General features: G+C 47.1%; 12 protein-coding genes and 1 pseudogene. 9 read left to right on the top strand and 4 right to left on the bottom strand.

What is annotated here, in order from left to right; all coding sequences use genetic code 11:
- Positions 1 to 68 precede the first annotated feature (68 nt).
- The 3 genes and pseudogenes from JGK36_RS22390 to JGK36_RS22400 all read left to right on the top strand — a co-directional run bounded on the left by JGK36_RS22390 (position 69) and on the right by JGK36_RS22400 (position 7,031).
- Positions 69 to 2,645: a DHH family phosphoesterase gene (locus JGK36_RS22390; protein ID WP_293197214.1), complete on the top strand. Its 2,577-nt coding sequence runs from the start codon at positions 69 to 71 to the stop codon at positions 2,643 to 2,645.
- 506 nt (positions 2,646 to 3,151) lie between these two features.
- Entirely contained in the window at positions 3,152 to 5,413 is a 2,262-nt protein-coding gene (locus JGK36_RS22395; RefSeq protein ID WP_293197212.1) for a serine/threonine phosphatase, read from the top strand.
- Between the two features lie 392 nt (positions 5,414 to 5,805).
- A pseudogene (locus JGK36_RS22400) lies at positions 5,806 to 7,031 on the top strand (protein kinase).
- Between the two features lie 647 nt (positions 7,032 to 7,678).
- Here JGK36_RS22400 and JGK36_RS22405 read toward each other — a convergent pair.
- Together JGK36_RS22405 and JGK36_RS22410 are read right to left on the bottom strand one after the other, a co-directional pair.
- On the bottom strand, positions 7,679 to 7,897 hold the full coding sequence (locus JGK36_RS22405; RefSeq protein ID WP_293181980.1) for a DUF4327 family protein: 219 nt from the start codon (positions 7,895 to 7,897) through the stop codon (positions 7,679 to 7,681).
- Positions 7,898 to 8,162: 265 nt separating this feature from the next.
- Complete coding sequence (locus tag JGK36_RS22410) at positions 8,163 to 8,423, bottom strand: hypothetical protein (RefSeq protein ID WP_293181978.1); 261 nt, start codon at positions 8,421 to 8,423, stop codon at positions 8,163 to 8,165.
- 275 nt (positions 8,424 to 8,698) lie between these two features.
- On the opposite strand from JGK36_RS22410, the gene JGK36_RS22415 reads away from it, so the two are divergent.
- Together JGK36_RS22415 and JGK36_RS22420 are read left to right on the top strand one after the other, a co-directional pair.
- A complete protein-coding gene (locus JGK36_RS22415; protein WP_293181976.1) occupies positions 8,699 to 9,679 on the top strand; it encodes an aspartate carbamoyltransferase catalytic subunit in 981 nt (326 codons plus the stop codon).
- 213 nt (positions 9,680 to 9,892) lie between these two features.
- Positions 9,893 to 11,119, top strand: a complete 1,227-nt coding sequence (locus tag JGK36_RS22420; RefSeq protein ID WP_293181974.1) for an RNA-guided endonuclease TnpB family protein — start codon at positions 9,893 to 9,895, stop codon at positions 11,117 to 11,119.
- A gap of 252 nt (positions 11,120 to 11,371) precedes the next feature.
- Here the strand turns inward: JGK36_RS22420 and JGK36_RS22425 are convergent, their stop codons facing one another.
- Positions 11,372 to 11,749, bottom strand: a complete 378-nt coding sequence (locus tag JGK36_RS22425) for an SH3 domain-containing protein (RefSeq protein WP_293197210.1) — start codon at positions 11,747 to 11,749, stop codon at positions 11,372 to 11,374.
- Between the two features lie 709 nt (positions 11,750 to 12,458).
- On the opposite strand from JGK36_RS22425, the gene JGK36_RS22430 reads away from it, so the two are divergent.
- The 4 genes from JGK36_RS22430 to JGK36_RS22445 all read left to right on the top strand — a co-directional run bounded on the left by JGK36_RS22430 (position 12,459) and on the right by JGK36_RS22445 (position 14,719).
- On the top strand, positions 12,459 to 12,686 hold the full coding sequence (locus JGK36_RS22430; protein WP_293189830.1) for a hypothetical protein: 228 nt from the start codon (positions 12,459 to 12,461) through the stop codon (positions 12,684 to 12,686).
- Between the two features lie 45 nt (positions 12,687 to 12,731).
- Positions 12,732 to 13,223, top strand: a complete 492-nt coding sequence (locus JGK36_RS22435) for a molybdenum cofactor biosynthesis protein MoaE (protein ID WP_293181968.1) — start codon at positions 12,732 to 12,734, stop codon at positions 13,221 to 13,223.
- Positions 13,224 to 13,314: 91 nt separating this feature from the next.
- Positions 13,315 to 13,974, top strand: a complete 660-nt coding sequence (locus JGK36_RS22440) for a sigma-70 family RNA polymerase sigma factor (RefSeq protein ID WP_293181966.1) — start codon at positions 13,315 to 13,317, stop codon at positions 13,972 to 13,974.
- Between the two features lie 142 nt (positions 13,975 to 14,116).
- Positions 14,117 to 14,719, top strand: coding sequence for an anti-sigma factor (locus JGK36_RS22445; protein ID WP_293181964.1), 603 nt, complete (start codon positions 14,117 to 14,119; stop codon positions 14,717 to 14,719).
- A gap of 294 nt (positions 14,720 to 15,013) precedes the next feature.
- On the opposite strand, the gene JGK36_RS22450 is transcribed toward JGK36_RS22445, so the two are convergent.
- Positions 15,014 to 15,124 (bottom strand): type II toxin-antitoxin system ParD family antitoxin, encoded by a 111-nt coding sequence (locus tag JGK36_RS22450; RefSeq protein WP_293181962.1) that lies wholly within the window; start codon positions 15,122 to 15,124, stop codon positions 15,014 to 15,016.
- Between the last annotated feature and the right edge of the window lie 212 nt (positions 15,125 to 15,336).

The following is a 15,336-nucleotide window of genomic DNA, read 5'->3' on the forward strand; positions in this document are numbered from 1 at the left end:
TAGATATTGTCGATTTGAATTAAAGATTTTTGGTGAACCCGCCCCTACTTTAATTAATGAATTAACCTATGACACAACTACTTCAAGAATTGCAAAATCAACCCTTACCCCAACCCCCTGATTGGCTGATACAAGCTGTCAGAAATCACGCGCCAGAATTACCCGGAAACTATGCCGCTGCACTTCTCTATTATAGAGGAATTCAAAACCCGGAAGAAATACCAGGTTTCCTGAATCCCAAACTTTACCAACCAGCAAGTCCGTTTGAATTCGGACTAGAAATGAACTGGGCGATGGAAAGAATCCAGCAAGCAATAAACAGCGCAGAAAAAGTTGCAATTTGGGGAGATTTCGACGCGGACGGCATTACCTCAACTTCGGTACTTTGGGACGGATTGGGAGAGTTTTTTGTTCAAAATGACCAACTAACTTATTACATTCCCAACAGATTAACAGAATCTCACGGTCTTAATATTCCCGGAATAAACAATTTACATAAATCTGGAGTTAGCTTAATTATTACCTGCGATACTGGCAGCACAAATATCGCGGAAATCGAATATGCTACCAGCTTAAATATTGATACAATTATCACCGATCACCATACATTACCGGACGATCGCCCTCCAGCGACGGCAATCATCAATCCCCGGTACTTTTCGCCCAACCACCAACTGTTTAACCTGTCCGGCGTTGCGGTAGCTTACAAATTAATCGAAGCACTATACCACACATTGCCGGATATTCCGCAACGACCGCTGACCGATTTATTGGAGTTAGTGGCGATCGGCTTAATTGCCGATTTAGTCCAACTTACAGGAGATTGTCGCTACCTAGCACAACTCGGCATCGCACAACTGCAAAAACAAATCACAAATCCCACCCGTCCGGGAGTTGCAAAATTGCTCGAACTGTGCAAACGAGCGGGCGATCGCCCAACCGACATTTCCTTCGGCCTCGGCCCCCGAATCAACGCCGTCAGTCGCATTCAAGGATCCGCCAGCTTCTGCGTAGAACTCCTCACCAGCCGGGACAAAAAACGCTGCGAAGAACTAGCAAATCTAACCGAAATTGCCAACACCAGACGCAAATCTTTGCAAAAAGATGTTGCTAAAGATGCCGCCGAAAAACTAACCAAACTTGACCTCTCAACCACCAGCGTCATCGTCCTCAGTGACCCACAATGGCCCGTAGGAGTATTAGGATTAGTGGCGGGACAAATCGCCCAAGAATACGGCCGCCCGGTAATTTTATTCTGCACGGAAGGAAGCGAAGAAATCAAAGAAACTATTCCAGAAACTAAATTTATAGATTCTTTTGACTCGGATTCCGAAACACTTTATCAATCTAAAATCCAAAATCCAAAATCTAAAATTGCCCGCGGTTCTGCCCGTTCCGCCAATCAAATCGACCTTTACCAATTAGTCAAAGACCAAGCGCATTTATTGGATAGATTCGGCGGTCATCCCTTTGCGGCTGGCTTGAGTCTCCCAGTTGAAAATATCCCGCTATTTACGGATGCTATAAATCAGCAACTGCGACAGCAATACAGCACGGATAGTTTGACATCGGCACCAGTTGTAGCGGACTTAAAAATTACTGTCGCGGAATTAGGCAAACAGTTATTTCAAGAACTGAAATTGCTTGAACCCTGCGGCATGGGCAATCCCGCACCAAAATTGCTGATTGAAAATTGCTGGTTTAAGAATATCTACAATAGAAATATTAAAGATTCACAGGGAAAAGAAGTAAAGTATATCAAAACTTCTTTTGAAATTTGGGATGAATCTAGTCATGCAGGATTTCCCGGCATTTGGTGGGGACATTACCGAGATGAAGTTCCCGAAGGGCGGTGCGATGCGACTGTCGAACTCGATTTCAATACTTATACGTCGAACTATGAAGTGCGGTTGATAGCAGTGCGGGAACGCACGGATGACAAACAAGTTAGTTCGCAGACTAAAATTGATTGGATATTGGACTGGCGCAAGATAAATAATAATAATGAAGAGTTGCTAGCAGTTATTAGCACACACTTGGAATCGGAAAGGCTGCCAGAAAATCTAGCGGACAATTCAGCAATGCTCGATCGCGAAAACTCGATTATCCTCAAAGAATGCCCCGCAAGCTGGGACGAATTGCGCGTCTGGTTTCGGCAAGCACAGCACACTCAGAAAAAACTCGCGATCGCCTATACTTTACCCCCATTGCTACCGCCGCAGCAAATCTGCCAACAGCTAATCGGCATCGCCAAATACCTCAGCCGCACCAACAAACCCGTCACCAGACAGCAACTAAGCCAAAAACTCGGCATCAGCGACACCTCGCTGCAACTTGGATTCACAACGTTAAAACATCTGGGTTTCAAAGTCAATTATCGCGATCGGGCTTTTCACATCACCAGACAACCCGAAGCCAGAGAAATCGGAGATCATACCTCCAAACCCTTATTCTCTAGCCCCTCAACTCAATTCTTAGTGCCAAATTCCCCCATCGCCGCCCGTTATGCAGCGCAATTCCTAGCAGCAGTCTGGGAAGAACAATTCCGGCGAAAATATTTCTGTGAAGTACCTCTTTCTACCATTGTGTCGATCGCCCGAGAGACCATTTTCCAAGAAGAAGATTATACAGACACTCTCTTCTAATTGAGACCTTGCACTTTTTTCCGTAACAGGCAAGATGCCTGTTCCACTCACCTGATAACTTTTAGTGTGGGGCCAGCACGCAAAATCTTAGATAGGAAATGTTTCCAAGCTTTACTCAATTTAAATTGTATATCTCAATCGTCTCCCCCCTCTCCCCCTCTCCCATTCTCCCCATTCTCCCCATTCTCCCCCTCTCCCCATTCTCCCCCTCTCCCCGTCTCCCATTCTCCCCCTCTCCCCATTCTCCCCGTCTCCCCCTCTCCCCCTCTCCCCATTCTCCCCATTCTCCCCCTCTCCCTCCCAGGGCTGATTCCTGACGTGGAGGCCACATCTCAGTTTTAAGAAATATCTTAGTTCTGAATCGATGCCGGTAAAATAAGGCATAGGGCAATGGCAGTTATCCGTTGCGAGTCACGTCCAAAACTCAAAACCCATAACTTACCACCCCAAACCCAAAACTCCCCCACCGCTTTCACTCGATCGCACATCTCCAATATAAAACCCCTATGCTCCTCTGTCCCCGCTGCCAATTTGAAAATCCCAATCTAAACAAGTTTTGTCAACAATGCGGAAATTCCCTAACTTACAAAGCTTGCCACCAATGCGGAACCCAAGTCGCTGTTAGCGCCGAATTATGTCAGAATTGTGGCGTCACAACAGGTCAAGTGTGGCGGGCGATTATCTGCGGTCGATCGAACCTTCCAGCAGTCCAGCTAGAGCAGTCAACTATACCATCAGCCGAGCTTACACAAAAAACCGACAATTTTCCAGAAACCCGATCGACCCAAAACTCTCCCCAACCGATCGCAGACACCATTAAAACAGAAATCACCGCCGATTCTCCACAACTTGATGTGGCCGAATCCAGCAGCCCAGAAATTATTGACGCTGAAATCGTCGTGGGGGCGATCGCCACCGAATCCTTTCAAACAGAACAAAAAAGCTCTACTACAACACCAGAGCGCGAAATAACCCCATCTGACAACAATTTCACGGCCGCACCACCGCCAGAACAAACCCAGGAAGCAACAGAGAACCCCGAGGGCGCATCTCCCCCATCCCCAAAAATCTCCGCCCCCTATTCCGAATATTTAATCCCTTCCCAGCCAACAGGAGCTTATTTAGACAGCCAACAGCGCTACCAACTCCTAGAAACCTTGCCAGCAAGAAAACCCTCAGACACAGTATCAGCAACAGTATTGGACTGTCAGCCGCTGCAAATGTCACCCCTCAAAGCAATGCTAGCAGCCAACTCTGCCAGCGTCGCCAAACGCACATCCCCCTACACCGCAGCAATCAAAGCCGGAGAAAATGCGACCAATTCCGCCTTAGCAGAACTTTGCCAAGGCATAGCCGAACCTTATCTGGCACTGCGGTGGCACTTCTCTCACAACCTACCAGTCATTCACGATAGCTGGTCAGACAACCAACAGGCCGTGCTGCTGCTAGAAGACTGTTCGCAATGGCCGCTGCTGGTAGAACGCTGGAGTCAACCCGAAACTTCCACCCAGCAAATTGTGTACTGGCTGCACGAAATGACCGAACTTTGGGCGGCCCTCGAACCCTGGCGCTGCCGCCAAAGCTTGTTGGAACTAACAAATTTGCGGGTCAATCCCGACTCTTCCTTTTCCTTTGCCTCTTTGCGGTTGCAATACCTCTATCCCGAACCCGCCGGTTCAAACCTGCAACTGGTAGATTTGGGGCAATTGTGGCAGGCGATATTTAACCAGTCCGAGCGCACTCAGTTTGGCGCCTTGCTCGAACTGCTGCAACAAATGTACAGAGGCGAGATTACCACAATAGAAGAATTGCGATCGCGCCTGGAAACCGTTCCCCTCGAACTCCAATCCGCACCTTCACCAACCTTAACCCCCACCCGTTTCCAAACAGACATCCCCGACAACTCGCCCCCCGAAGTTGTTGGTGAAGTCTTAACCCAGCCCATGCCCGTCCAGATTTACAGTTTAGAAGACGCAGGTCTCACCGATGTCGGCCGCACCCGCGAGCACAACGAAGACTTCTTCAGCATCTGGACTCAGCTTAACAAACTCGAAACCTCCTTCGGTCGCATCTTTCAAACCAAAGGGCTTTACATTCTCTGCGACGGGATGGGCGGACACGACAGCGGAGAAGTAGCCAGTCAATTAGCCGCTGAAACCCTCAGGGAATTCTTCCAAACCAGTTGGGAAAATCAACTACCCGAGCCTGATACCATTCGGCAGGGAGTGCTGCTAGCCAACAAAGCCATCTTTGAAATCAATCAAAAGGACGGTCGCTCTGGCATCGGCCGCATGGGTACAACCCTAGTCGCAGTCTTAGTTCAAGACACCAAATTCGCCGTTGCTCACGTCGGCGACAGTCGTCTCTACCGACTCCGAAAGGGACAGACACTAGAAAAAATCACCTCAGATCACGAAGTAGGCCAGCGCGAAATTAAGCGCGGGGTTGACGCCGAAACTGCTTATTCCCGTCCCGACGCCTATCAACTAACTCAAGCCATTGGCCCGCGAGACGGCAATTTTCTCAAGCCAGACGTGCAGTTTTTAGACTTGTCCGAAGATACTTTATTGATTTTGGCTTCCGACGGTTTGACAGATAATGATTTGTTAGAAACTCACTGGCGTGAAACTCTCGCACCTCTGTTCAATCCCCAAGCCGATCTCGACGAGGGAGTTGCCGACTTGATTGAACTGGGCAACAAACGCAACGGTCATGACAATATCACGGCAATTATCATTCGGGCACAGGTAGGCCCATTTCGATTTTAGAATTGGGTGCTGCCAACTTTTTTAAAGGCGGTGGCGGGCAGTCTTAGATTGAAACCTGCAATTGTTGCATGGCAAAGGAAGATTAACTTTGGCATCCGTCATCAAAAACTTGTTCGGCTTGCCGCGATATTCAAGTAATGTCATTACAACAACCAGTTTTTGATTTTTAATGTTGCAGTCTGTCGATCGATCGGGAGTTAAACGCAGCGATTCTTTAATCTCTCATTCCCACGATCGGCGAGTCAAGATGCGTTGTTCTGAATTGACCCTTTAGACTAGAAATAGCCGGCTACCTAGAAAGCAGCACGAAATAAGTTTCTTATGTGTCATACATATCAGTATTGTCAACCTTCTCTCAATTTGATCTGGCAGATTAATCAAATCAATCTAAAATGCTGCTGACTCTTTTAGATCCAGAAAAAAATACCCCTCTGCAACAGTGGAGTTTCGAGAACGAGTCCATTGTCCGCATCGGCCGATTGTGATTCCCAATGCTTTGGTGTCGCGGGATCACGTGGAATTGCAAAGAGTTAAAAGCGGTGCTAACCGCCAGTGGTATTTAGTCAATTCCGGGACAAATGGCACTTTTGTTAACGGTACTCTCATGTCTCAGGGTTGGATATCCGACGGTGCCCTGATCCAATTGGCGCGGGACGGCCCAATTCTGCATTTCCAAGTTCTGACTATTCAAGTCGGCGGCAAAATTGAGGCGATCCCTACTCTCAATCCTGGGACGCCGCGGTGTACCCACGCGGGAAATCCGCCCGGTAATTTATTCTGCATCCACTGTGGGGAACCGATTAAAGTCGATCGCACAATCCGCCACTACCAAGTGCTGCGAACTTTGGGCCAAGGCGGTATGGGAACAACAACTTTAGCCTGGGATCGACAGAAAGCCAAAGCTCAACAACCGGGAAGTTCTCCCGCAGCTTCTCTGGTAGTTCTCAAGGAAATGAATGCTGACATGGCTCAAATAGTCAAAGCTCAAGAACTGTTTGAACGTGAAGCTAAAACTCTCAAAGCGCTGCACCATCCTGGTATTCCTCAGTTTTTTGACTTTTTTGTCGAAGGTGGCAAAAAATATTTGGTGATGGAAATGCTCCACGGCGAGGATTTAGAAAAACGCATTTACAATCGCGGGCCAGTTGCTCCCCAACAGGCGATCGAATGGATGATCCAAACCTGTGAAATTTTGGACTACATTCACTCTCAAAAACCCCCGATCGTCCACCGGGATATTAAACCTGCTAATTTGCTAGTGCGCCACCGGGACAATCGCATTACAGTGCTGGATTTTGGCGCCGTTAAAGAAATCGGCACTCCTCCGGGTACTCGCATCGGCGTGGAAGGCTACACCGCACCAGAACAAGACCGGGGACAGCCTCTCCCTCAGTCAGATTTATATGCTATTGGGCCGACTTTGATTTTTTTGCTGACAGCCCAAAGCCCTCAAAAGTTTTACGGAAAAATTACTAGAGGTTACGGATTTAAGCTCGATAATATTCCGACGATCGGCCCGAAGTTGCGGGAGGTCATTCTACGAACCACAGCAGCTAAACCTGGGGATCGCTTTCAAACTGCTCAACAATTAGCTAGAGCTCTAGCCACTTGTCTTTAATAGAAGGAACAGTCATTAGTCATTAGTCATTAGTCATTAGTCATTAGTCATTAGTCATATCAAATCCAGTAGCATCGGAATTATTAATATTACCGAAATCAGGAGACGGCAGTGCCGTTTCCCTACAATTAATTAGGGTAGGGAAACGGCACTGCCTTGGACTCTATATTATTCCGGTGCAGCCGGAATTGATATCATTAGTCATTAGTCATTAGTCATTAGTCATTAGTCATTAGTCATTAGTCATTAGTTGGTAAACAGTCAACTGTCAACCCTTGTTTTGCGCTCTTCGGGCAAGCTGTCAACTGTCAACTGTCAACTGTCAACTGTCAACTGTCAACCGTCAACTGTCATCACTCATTAGTGAGAAGGAAAAAGTCTGCTGTCATTCGTCAGAAGTCACTCTGAAGAAGGAAGAAGGAAGAGAGAAGAGGGAACAAGGCAGAGGGAAGAAGTTAGCAACGGAAAATTTATTGATGAAATTTAGCCGATCGCCTTTTAATTTCGGGTGCATCTCATTTTGGCGAATATATACGTAGGGGCGAAGCATGACCGCAGAAAATAGGAGATTCTAACTAATAACTTATATTCGGTCATGCTTCGCCCTCCTCAAAAGTGATATGCACCCAAGTCCTAGGTTTCCTCTGTTATTCCTCGTCCCAACCTTCTACAGCTATCAACTCGCTCACGGGGTCTTGCATAGAAAAATCAAACTCTAGGAGTTGCTGTTTCCAGTAAGGCCATTCATCTCCATAAAGTAGAGCTATTTTCCAAATGCTGTCTGTCGGCTTGATAATGTCAGACGTGACAAGAGAATGCACCTGACGCTGGAACTTAACCATCGGCTGTATAACCTTCTGGCTCATAATACCTCTTGAATTGTTTAAATCTTGTTTAATTAACACTTCCCAGCGCACACTTTTTACCGCAGTTTCGCCAAGAACAGTCTCGCCAAGATACGTGTAGATTTTTGTCGGGAAGCTACATATTCAACTTGTATCTTAACACAGTTCATTTTGACAAGGGGCTATAAGCAGGACTGAAGAGTCAAGACCGACTGCAAAGAATTAATAATCTTTGGGATGTCCCGCTATATGCTGTCGATCGGCAGTAGGAGGTCTGCCTCCTTGATTATTTCCACATAATAGCAGATGCAATGGCTGCTGAAGGCTGGTTTTTGACAAGGCTGAGGTTCCGAGAAACTGCAATTACTGCTTGAGCGCTACTACAGCTTAATTTCCGCTTTCGGGCGAGAAAACTAAACTCCACCGCACTTGTTTCAGCTTCAACGCTGGCTTTGCTGTGAGAGGGGAGTCCGATCCGGCATCTACTAATTATAACTCTATTGACGGCAAAGGTGGTCAAAAATTGTTGGATACTGTTGATCGGCATCCCCGCGACTGTCGATCGACCATTGTAGACCGCCCGACACAGGCGTGCAATTCAACAGTTGACAGTTGACAGTTGACAGTTGACAGTTGACAGTTGACAGTTGACCGAAGGAGAGCGACCTCTACCCTTAAGTCCGAGGATTGGAGTAATGAATAGTCTGATTTTAATTTCTCCCGAGCAGGCGGGCGGGCTTTCAACCAATTCTTTCTGGTAAGTTCCCAACCCATCATCCTAAATCTCAAATCTCAAATCTCAAATCTCAAATCTAAAATTGTATGACTTGGAAAAGGCGACACATTCTCACTCTGGCTGATTTTACCTCCGACGAATACGACACGGTGCTGCAAACTGCCGCCAGTTTTCGGGAGGTGCTCGGCCGCCGCACCAAGAAAGTGCCCGCCCTACAGGGTCAAGTGGTCGCGAATTTGTTTTTTGAACCTTCAACCCGGACTCGCAACAGTTTTGAGTTGGCGGCGAAGCGACTGTCGGCGGATACGCTGAATTTTACCCCAGGCAGTTCTTCTCTGACGAAGGGGGAGACTATTCTGGATACGGCTAAGACTTATCTGGCGATGGGAACGGATTTGATGGTGATCCGGCACGAACAGGCTGGAGTTCCCAGTACAATTGCTTCAGAAATGGATCGCTTGGGTTCGAGAGTCAGCGTTCTCAATGCTGGAGACGGCCAGCACGAACACCCGTCGCAAGGTTTGCTAGACTTATTTACTATTTGTTCTTTGTTAGATGCCGAACGTCCGCGACTGGAACTTTTAGCGGGCAAAAAAATTGCTGTGGTGGGGGATATCTTGCATTCCCGGGTAGCGAGGTCTAATATTTGGAGTTTAACGGCTTCGGGGGCTGAGGTTCATTTAGCCGGGCCGCCGACTTTGTTGCCGCTGTTGTTTGCTGAGTGTGGCAATGGTAGGGAAGGTAAGTTATTTTTGCACTGGCAGCTTGAACCTGCTTTGGTCGATGCTGATTTTGTGATGACTTTGCGGCTGCAAAAGGAACGGATGAGCCAGCATTTGCTGCCGAGTTTACGAGAGTATCATGCTTTGTATGGAGTTACGCGCGATCGGCTGAAACTATGCAAGCCGGATGTGAAGGTGTTGCACCCAGGCCCGGTCAACCGCGGCGTGGAAATTAGCTCGGATTTGATGGACGATCCGCAATTTAGCCTGATTTCTCAGCAAGTTACCAGCGGCGTAGCGGTGCGGATGGCCTTACTGTATTTGATCGGTGGCGGTAAAGTTTAGCTAGACAGGCGGGAATCCCCGCGTCCATACCCGATCGAGGGTTGGCGTGGGATGAAAGCTGTGTAAGCTGACGATTGCACCTGCTCACAAGACGCTCTTGTCGTAGCCTGCGGGAGATGCGCGGGTGTATGATGATGCGAACAAATCCCTTGCACTTGCCAATGTTTTCAGCTACAATATTCTTAGAGCAATCAAAGAAGTAATCTAAGTTTCGTGTTAAAAGCTGTCAAAGTCCGAATCTATCCTACCGTTGCCCAGCAAGTACACCTGGCTCAAGCTTTTGGTTGTGTTCGTTGGGTCTGGAATCAGTCTTTGGCTACGATGACAGCGACCTATCAAGAGACTGGTAAGGGCGTTACAGCTATGACAATGAAGAAGTCCATACCTGTGTGGAAAGCTGAATTTGAGTGGTTGTCTGAGTGTTACTCACAATGCCTTCAACAGTCAGTTTTGAATCTGGGCGTGGCTTTTGGCAACTTTTTTGATGGTCGATCCCTGTACCCAACATTCAAGAAACGCCAAGGAAAACAATCTATTCAATACCCTCAAAACGTTAAAATCTTGAGCGATCGTGAGATTAAGTTCCCTGGTAAATTGGGTGTGGTTAAAGCCATAGTTCATCGGGATATTGAAGGCAAAGTTAAAACTGTGACTTTATCCAAAAATCCTGACGGCAGATATTTTGCTTCGATGCTATTAGATGATGGGACTGAATCGCCAGAATCCAGTAGTGATGGGAATATAATTGGGATAGATCTAGGTCTAACTGATTTTGCGGTGACATCTAACGGCTCTAAATATCAACATCCTAAAGCAACCCAAAAACATGAAAAGAACCTAGCTCGTAAGCAGAAAAAACTAGCTCGTAAAAAGGATAAGACGACTAACAAAAGTCGCAAAGCAAAGCTGGCGGTAGCTAAGGTTCATTCTAAAATCAAAAGAGTCCGCGAGGATTTTCTACACAAACTATCGCGCAGGATAGTAGACGAAAACCAAGTCATAGTAGTAGAAAATCTGGCAGTGAGAAACATGGTAAAAAATCATTGCCTAGCCAAGGCAATATCCGATGCTGGCTGGGGAATGTTCTGCACTATGCTTAAGTACAAAGCCGAAATGGTGGGCAAGATTTATCTAGAAATAGGTCGATTTTTTGCCTCAACTCATCTTTGCTCGAATACCTTGAAGCCATTGCCAAAAATGGATCTGTCTGTGCGTGCATTTGATTGCCCGCACTGTAAACAGCGACATGACAGAGATATCAACGCGGCGATAAATATCAAAAATGAAGGCTTGCGCGTACTGACGTTGGGAACCAGCGTTATTGCTCCTGAAGGCTATGTAAGACCAAAACAGTATGGGCGTAAGTCTACTACTGTGGCGGCTGTGGTTGTTGAAGGGAGAAGCCCACACTCTACCCGATCGAGGGTGAGTGTGTGGTAGTTCACGTTGTCAGTTGTTAACGATATATAGCGGATCTAGCGAAAGATTCGCGGACGTTGTTGCCAAGAGAACCCTATACGTTTAAGGCTTATATAAGCTGTCAGTCATACCTCATCTTTTTGAGAAAGGCTATAACTTCGGATCTTCGATTATTTGTTACCGTCCAGCGCCTCATGAAAAATAATCGTTACCAAAACCAGCTTGGTAACGATTCAAACTCTTTCTAGAAATGTAAATTACTCTAGTTAAGAATTAGTCAAGCCACGCAGTAGAAACCCAGCCCCCACCTGCAAGTTTAGCCCAGCCGTGCTTGTAATGACCGGTCAATTTCACATTGTCTCCATTGTGTAACTTGCCGATGATATGAGAACAGCGACTGGCCCGGTGGCGGATATTCAGTCTGCCACCATTGGTGGCAACTTCGGCGTAGCTGTGATGGCTGCGACCGCCGCCGCAGCGCTTGTAGTGGCAACCTGCCTGTGCTTCGCCACTCACACTCAGAATAGACAGGGCTACTGCCAGACCTGCAACGCCTACCACGGCAGATTTAGGAATTTTCAATTCCAGTTGGAGCTCGGACTCTGGAGATTCATAAGCAACAAAAGAGTGGCTCAATGCTAGTGCTTCCATAGTTTCCTCGTGATTGTGATTAACGTTTTTTCGTGCAGACTCATTTTATACTCCCCATGCCTAAAGGCGAAGGGATTCTTGACAAATCCGAATCTGGATTTTTACTCGTGGCTATCAAGTCGCCCCTACCCGCTCAGTTGAGATTTCTCCAAACATTGCGTATAGTTTTTTGACGCTTTCAGACCATCGCTAGCCAATCGCTAGCCAACAGATATACTACGCTCTACAACCTGCCATTATTTGCCCTTTAACTATTCCGAATCTTCTGGCGTCGGATATGTCAGTTGCCGGGATTTCTCCGTACTAGGATGTTTCAACACGTAGATGGTTTCTCCTACTTGCTTTGGTGACTTTAACACAACTATTTCGATTAGTGTGTAAAGAAATATTCAAGGCGGTTGAAACCGCAACGGAATTTTCCCGGTGTCGGTATTCCGGAGTTTGCGTCTTGTTCTTTGGTCAAAACAGGCGCAAGAGGTTGTTACCGTCTTGCTTTTGCCGAGTATAGGCTTGCTTTGGCTCAACTCTGCACAGGTATATCATGTCATTTAAGTAGCTTGGTGGAGCAAAAAATAAATAAAGTTTACATTTTCTGCTGAAAATTTGGACTGCGCCGATCGCAATCGGGGTTAAATTTAACTTAACTGTGTCATTCAAAAGGGAATGCAGTCATCGCTTAGAGTTGGAGATGGCTTGCAGCGAGTTGGGCATGATACTGCTTATTTTGGTGTGGTTACTGATTGAGTTGCTACAGCCCGATCGACTGTTCGATCGCACAAGTCTCCTATTCATATTCCAGCACCGTGTGAATTTGGTTCGGGCGAGTTATATTGACCCGATCGCACTGTTACAGCCGTTCGGGGCCATAGACATCTTGCTAAAGATTGACTTTTATGTATCCATGACAAAGATGCAAGATCGATCGCTCGCGACTTGATTTGTGTCAAGATCGATCGAGTTCTCCCGCACCATTTCTTTCGCAATGAACTATAGCGCTGCACTTTCGATCGGCACAATTCCTCAACGGAATAGTAAAGACAGTTTTGCCATTACCTTAGCTCCTTTGTCTGTAGAGGAAATCTACACTTTGGCAGATGACCCAGCGAACGGAGCCGTGGTAATGATGAGCGGTACAGTCCGCAACCAAACTGACGGTCAAGCTGTAGTTTCGTTAGAATATCAAGCCTACGAACCGATGGCCGTGCGAGTATTCCAGCAAATCGCTACTGAAATGCGCCGCCAGTGGGTCGATGTCAATCGGGTCGTCATTCACCACCGCGTCGGACACTTGCAGGTGGGGGAAATCAGTGTGCTGGTGGCTGTGGGCTGTCCCCACCGAGGGGAGGCTTTTGCAGCTTGCCAGTACGCCATAGATACGCTCAAACACAATGTACCGATTTGGAAAAAGGAACATTGGGCCGATGGTTCTAGCAGTTGGGTTAGTATTGGAGCGTGCGAAGTTACCGGTCATTAGTCAGAAGTCGATCGCAGTTTCCGAGTCCAGGAACCAATCGCGATCGGGCAGCGTCAAACACAGTGGAATGTTCGATGAGCCAATTCCACACATGAGCGAATTTATTTCCGTGTCCTGGTCTGCGGTTGTGGCGACCGTTGAAAGAGTGCAATTGCCATCCGAAAAACTCTCTAATTATGACTTAGTGTTGCGGTGTCAGGAAGGAAATCGACCTGAGAGCACTGCCTTTTCAGAACTTTTGAAGCGGTATCAGTCCCACGTAGACAGGGTTCTGTATCACCTAGCCCCTGACTGGCAAGACCGAGCAGACTTGGCTCAGGAAGTCTGGATTCGAGTTTATCGCAATATTAACCGCTTGCAAGAGCCAGTTAAATTTCGGGGCTGGCTGAGTCGCATCGCCACTAATTTGTTTTACGATGAGTTGCGTAAGCGCAAGCGGGTGCGAACTCCGCTGTCGTTAGACGTACCCCGTGCTCTGGAAGATGGGGAGATTGATTGGGAACTTCCGGCCGACAGTCCGGGGCCGGATGAAGATTTGACAACCAGAGAATTTTACGATCAGTTGCGAGTGGCGATCGCAGATTTGCCGGAAGTATTCCGCACGACAATTGTGTTGAGAGAAATTGAAGGTTTAGCCTATGAAGAAATAGCGGAAATGACCGGAGTTTCTCTCGGAACGGTCAAGTCAAGAATTGCTAGAGCTCGCCAAAGGTTGCAGTTACAATTGCAAAAATATCTCGACGGTCATTAGCAAGGGTGATTTCCGAGGCGGGTTAAGAAGATTTGGTGAAGTTTGCTGTGACATCAAAGCTTCTATTTTACAATATAAATAAGCAGTAAATCATTCTAATAGCGAACAGATGCTTCCGCTAATTTTACAAGTGGTGTGAAATATGAATTCTAAATTTGAATCGGATAAAAATCAGAATGATCAAGGTATTGGGGATTCGCTCGCCCAAAGTCAAGGTAACAACAGTTATCCCCAAGGGAATGTAACTACTATGATGCGGGATCGCTTTGAATTGTTGAGTGCCTACATCGATGGCGAAGTGACGGCGGCAGAACGCCGGGAAGTTGAGGAATTGCTGACAAACGACCCCACGACGAAGCGTTTGTACTCCCGACTAATGATGATGCAACAGGCTTTTGGGTCAATGCCCGTACCTGCTGCGGAACAATCTGCACAGGATTTGGCGGCAAAGATTGTGCAGCGCGAGAAACGCCAGACGAAACGGACTTGGGTTTTGGGTGGAGGTGCGATCGCAGCTTTGTTGATTGCAGCAGTGGCTGGTGTCGCTGGCACTCGTCAATTGTTTGCTCCCCAGTTTGCTACATCCCCCGTTCTTCCTGAATCTGACGGTTTGATTGTCGCTTTAAACGAGCCTGTAGTAGAGATTGTTAATCCCAACGATTTGATGCTTGGGGTGAATGCACCCGTGATGGATATTCCGAAAGCTGTAGTAAGCCCTCACAAGTCATCGCCCAAGGCGCAGTAAAATTTCTGTTTTGATCGATAACGGAATATTTTTTAAGAAGACCGGGCGGTTGAAACCGCTTCTATACAAATAAAACCCGCCTCCGCGGGTTGAATACCCGGCGGTTTCAACCGCGTTTTTTTCTTCATTCCGCTTGGCGTGGAATTCGTTTGTGTAGTTTTACCTCGAATTCGTATTCCAGGGGCGCTTCGCCACATACGAATTTGAGGTCAACAGGTTTCAACCGCCGTCTTATCTTTTGGACGAGTTTCCTCAACCCATTCTTGATAACAATCGCTCTGTGGGTGTTCGCTTCTACAGTAGTTCCAGCGCCGCCGCAATTACCTCATCCACCGAAGAATATTTACCGCTTTTGACTTGCGCTTCAATGAATTGATTACGATCCGGTTTTAGAGTAATGTGCACGATCTTTACTTCTACAGTCCTGGACGCACCGGTGGCCATAAACCGGGTTTTTTTACGAAAAGACGCCTTATAGGCTATAGATTACGTAAAAAACCCGGTTTCTTTGGTCTTAATGCGATCGCTACGCCTCTAATCGCCAATTAATTGGACAAACGTGGACTCAGCATACAAAAGAAAACCTTGGCACCTCAAAAGTGGTCATTCTTTTTGGC

Origin of the sequence: Microcoleus sp. PH2017_35_SFW_U_B (genome assembly GCF_020737865.1) — a bacterium.
In the GTDB taxonomy this organism is placed as follows: domain Bacteria; phylum Cyanobacteriota; class Cyanobacteriia; order Cyanobacteriales; family Microcoleaceae; genus Microcoleus.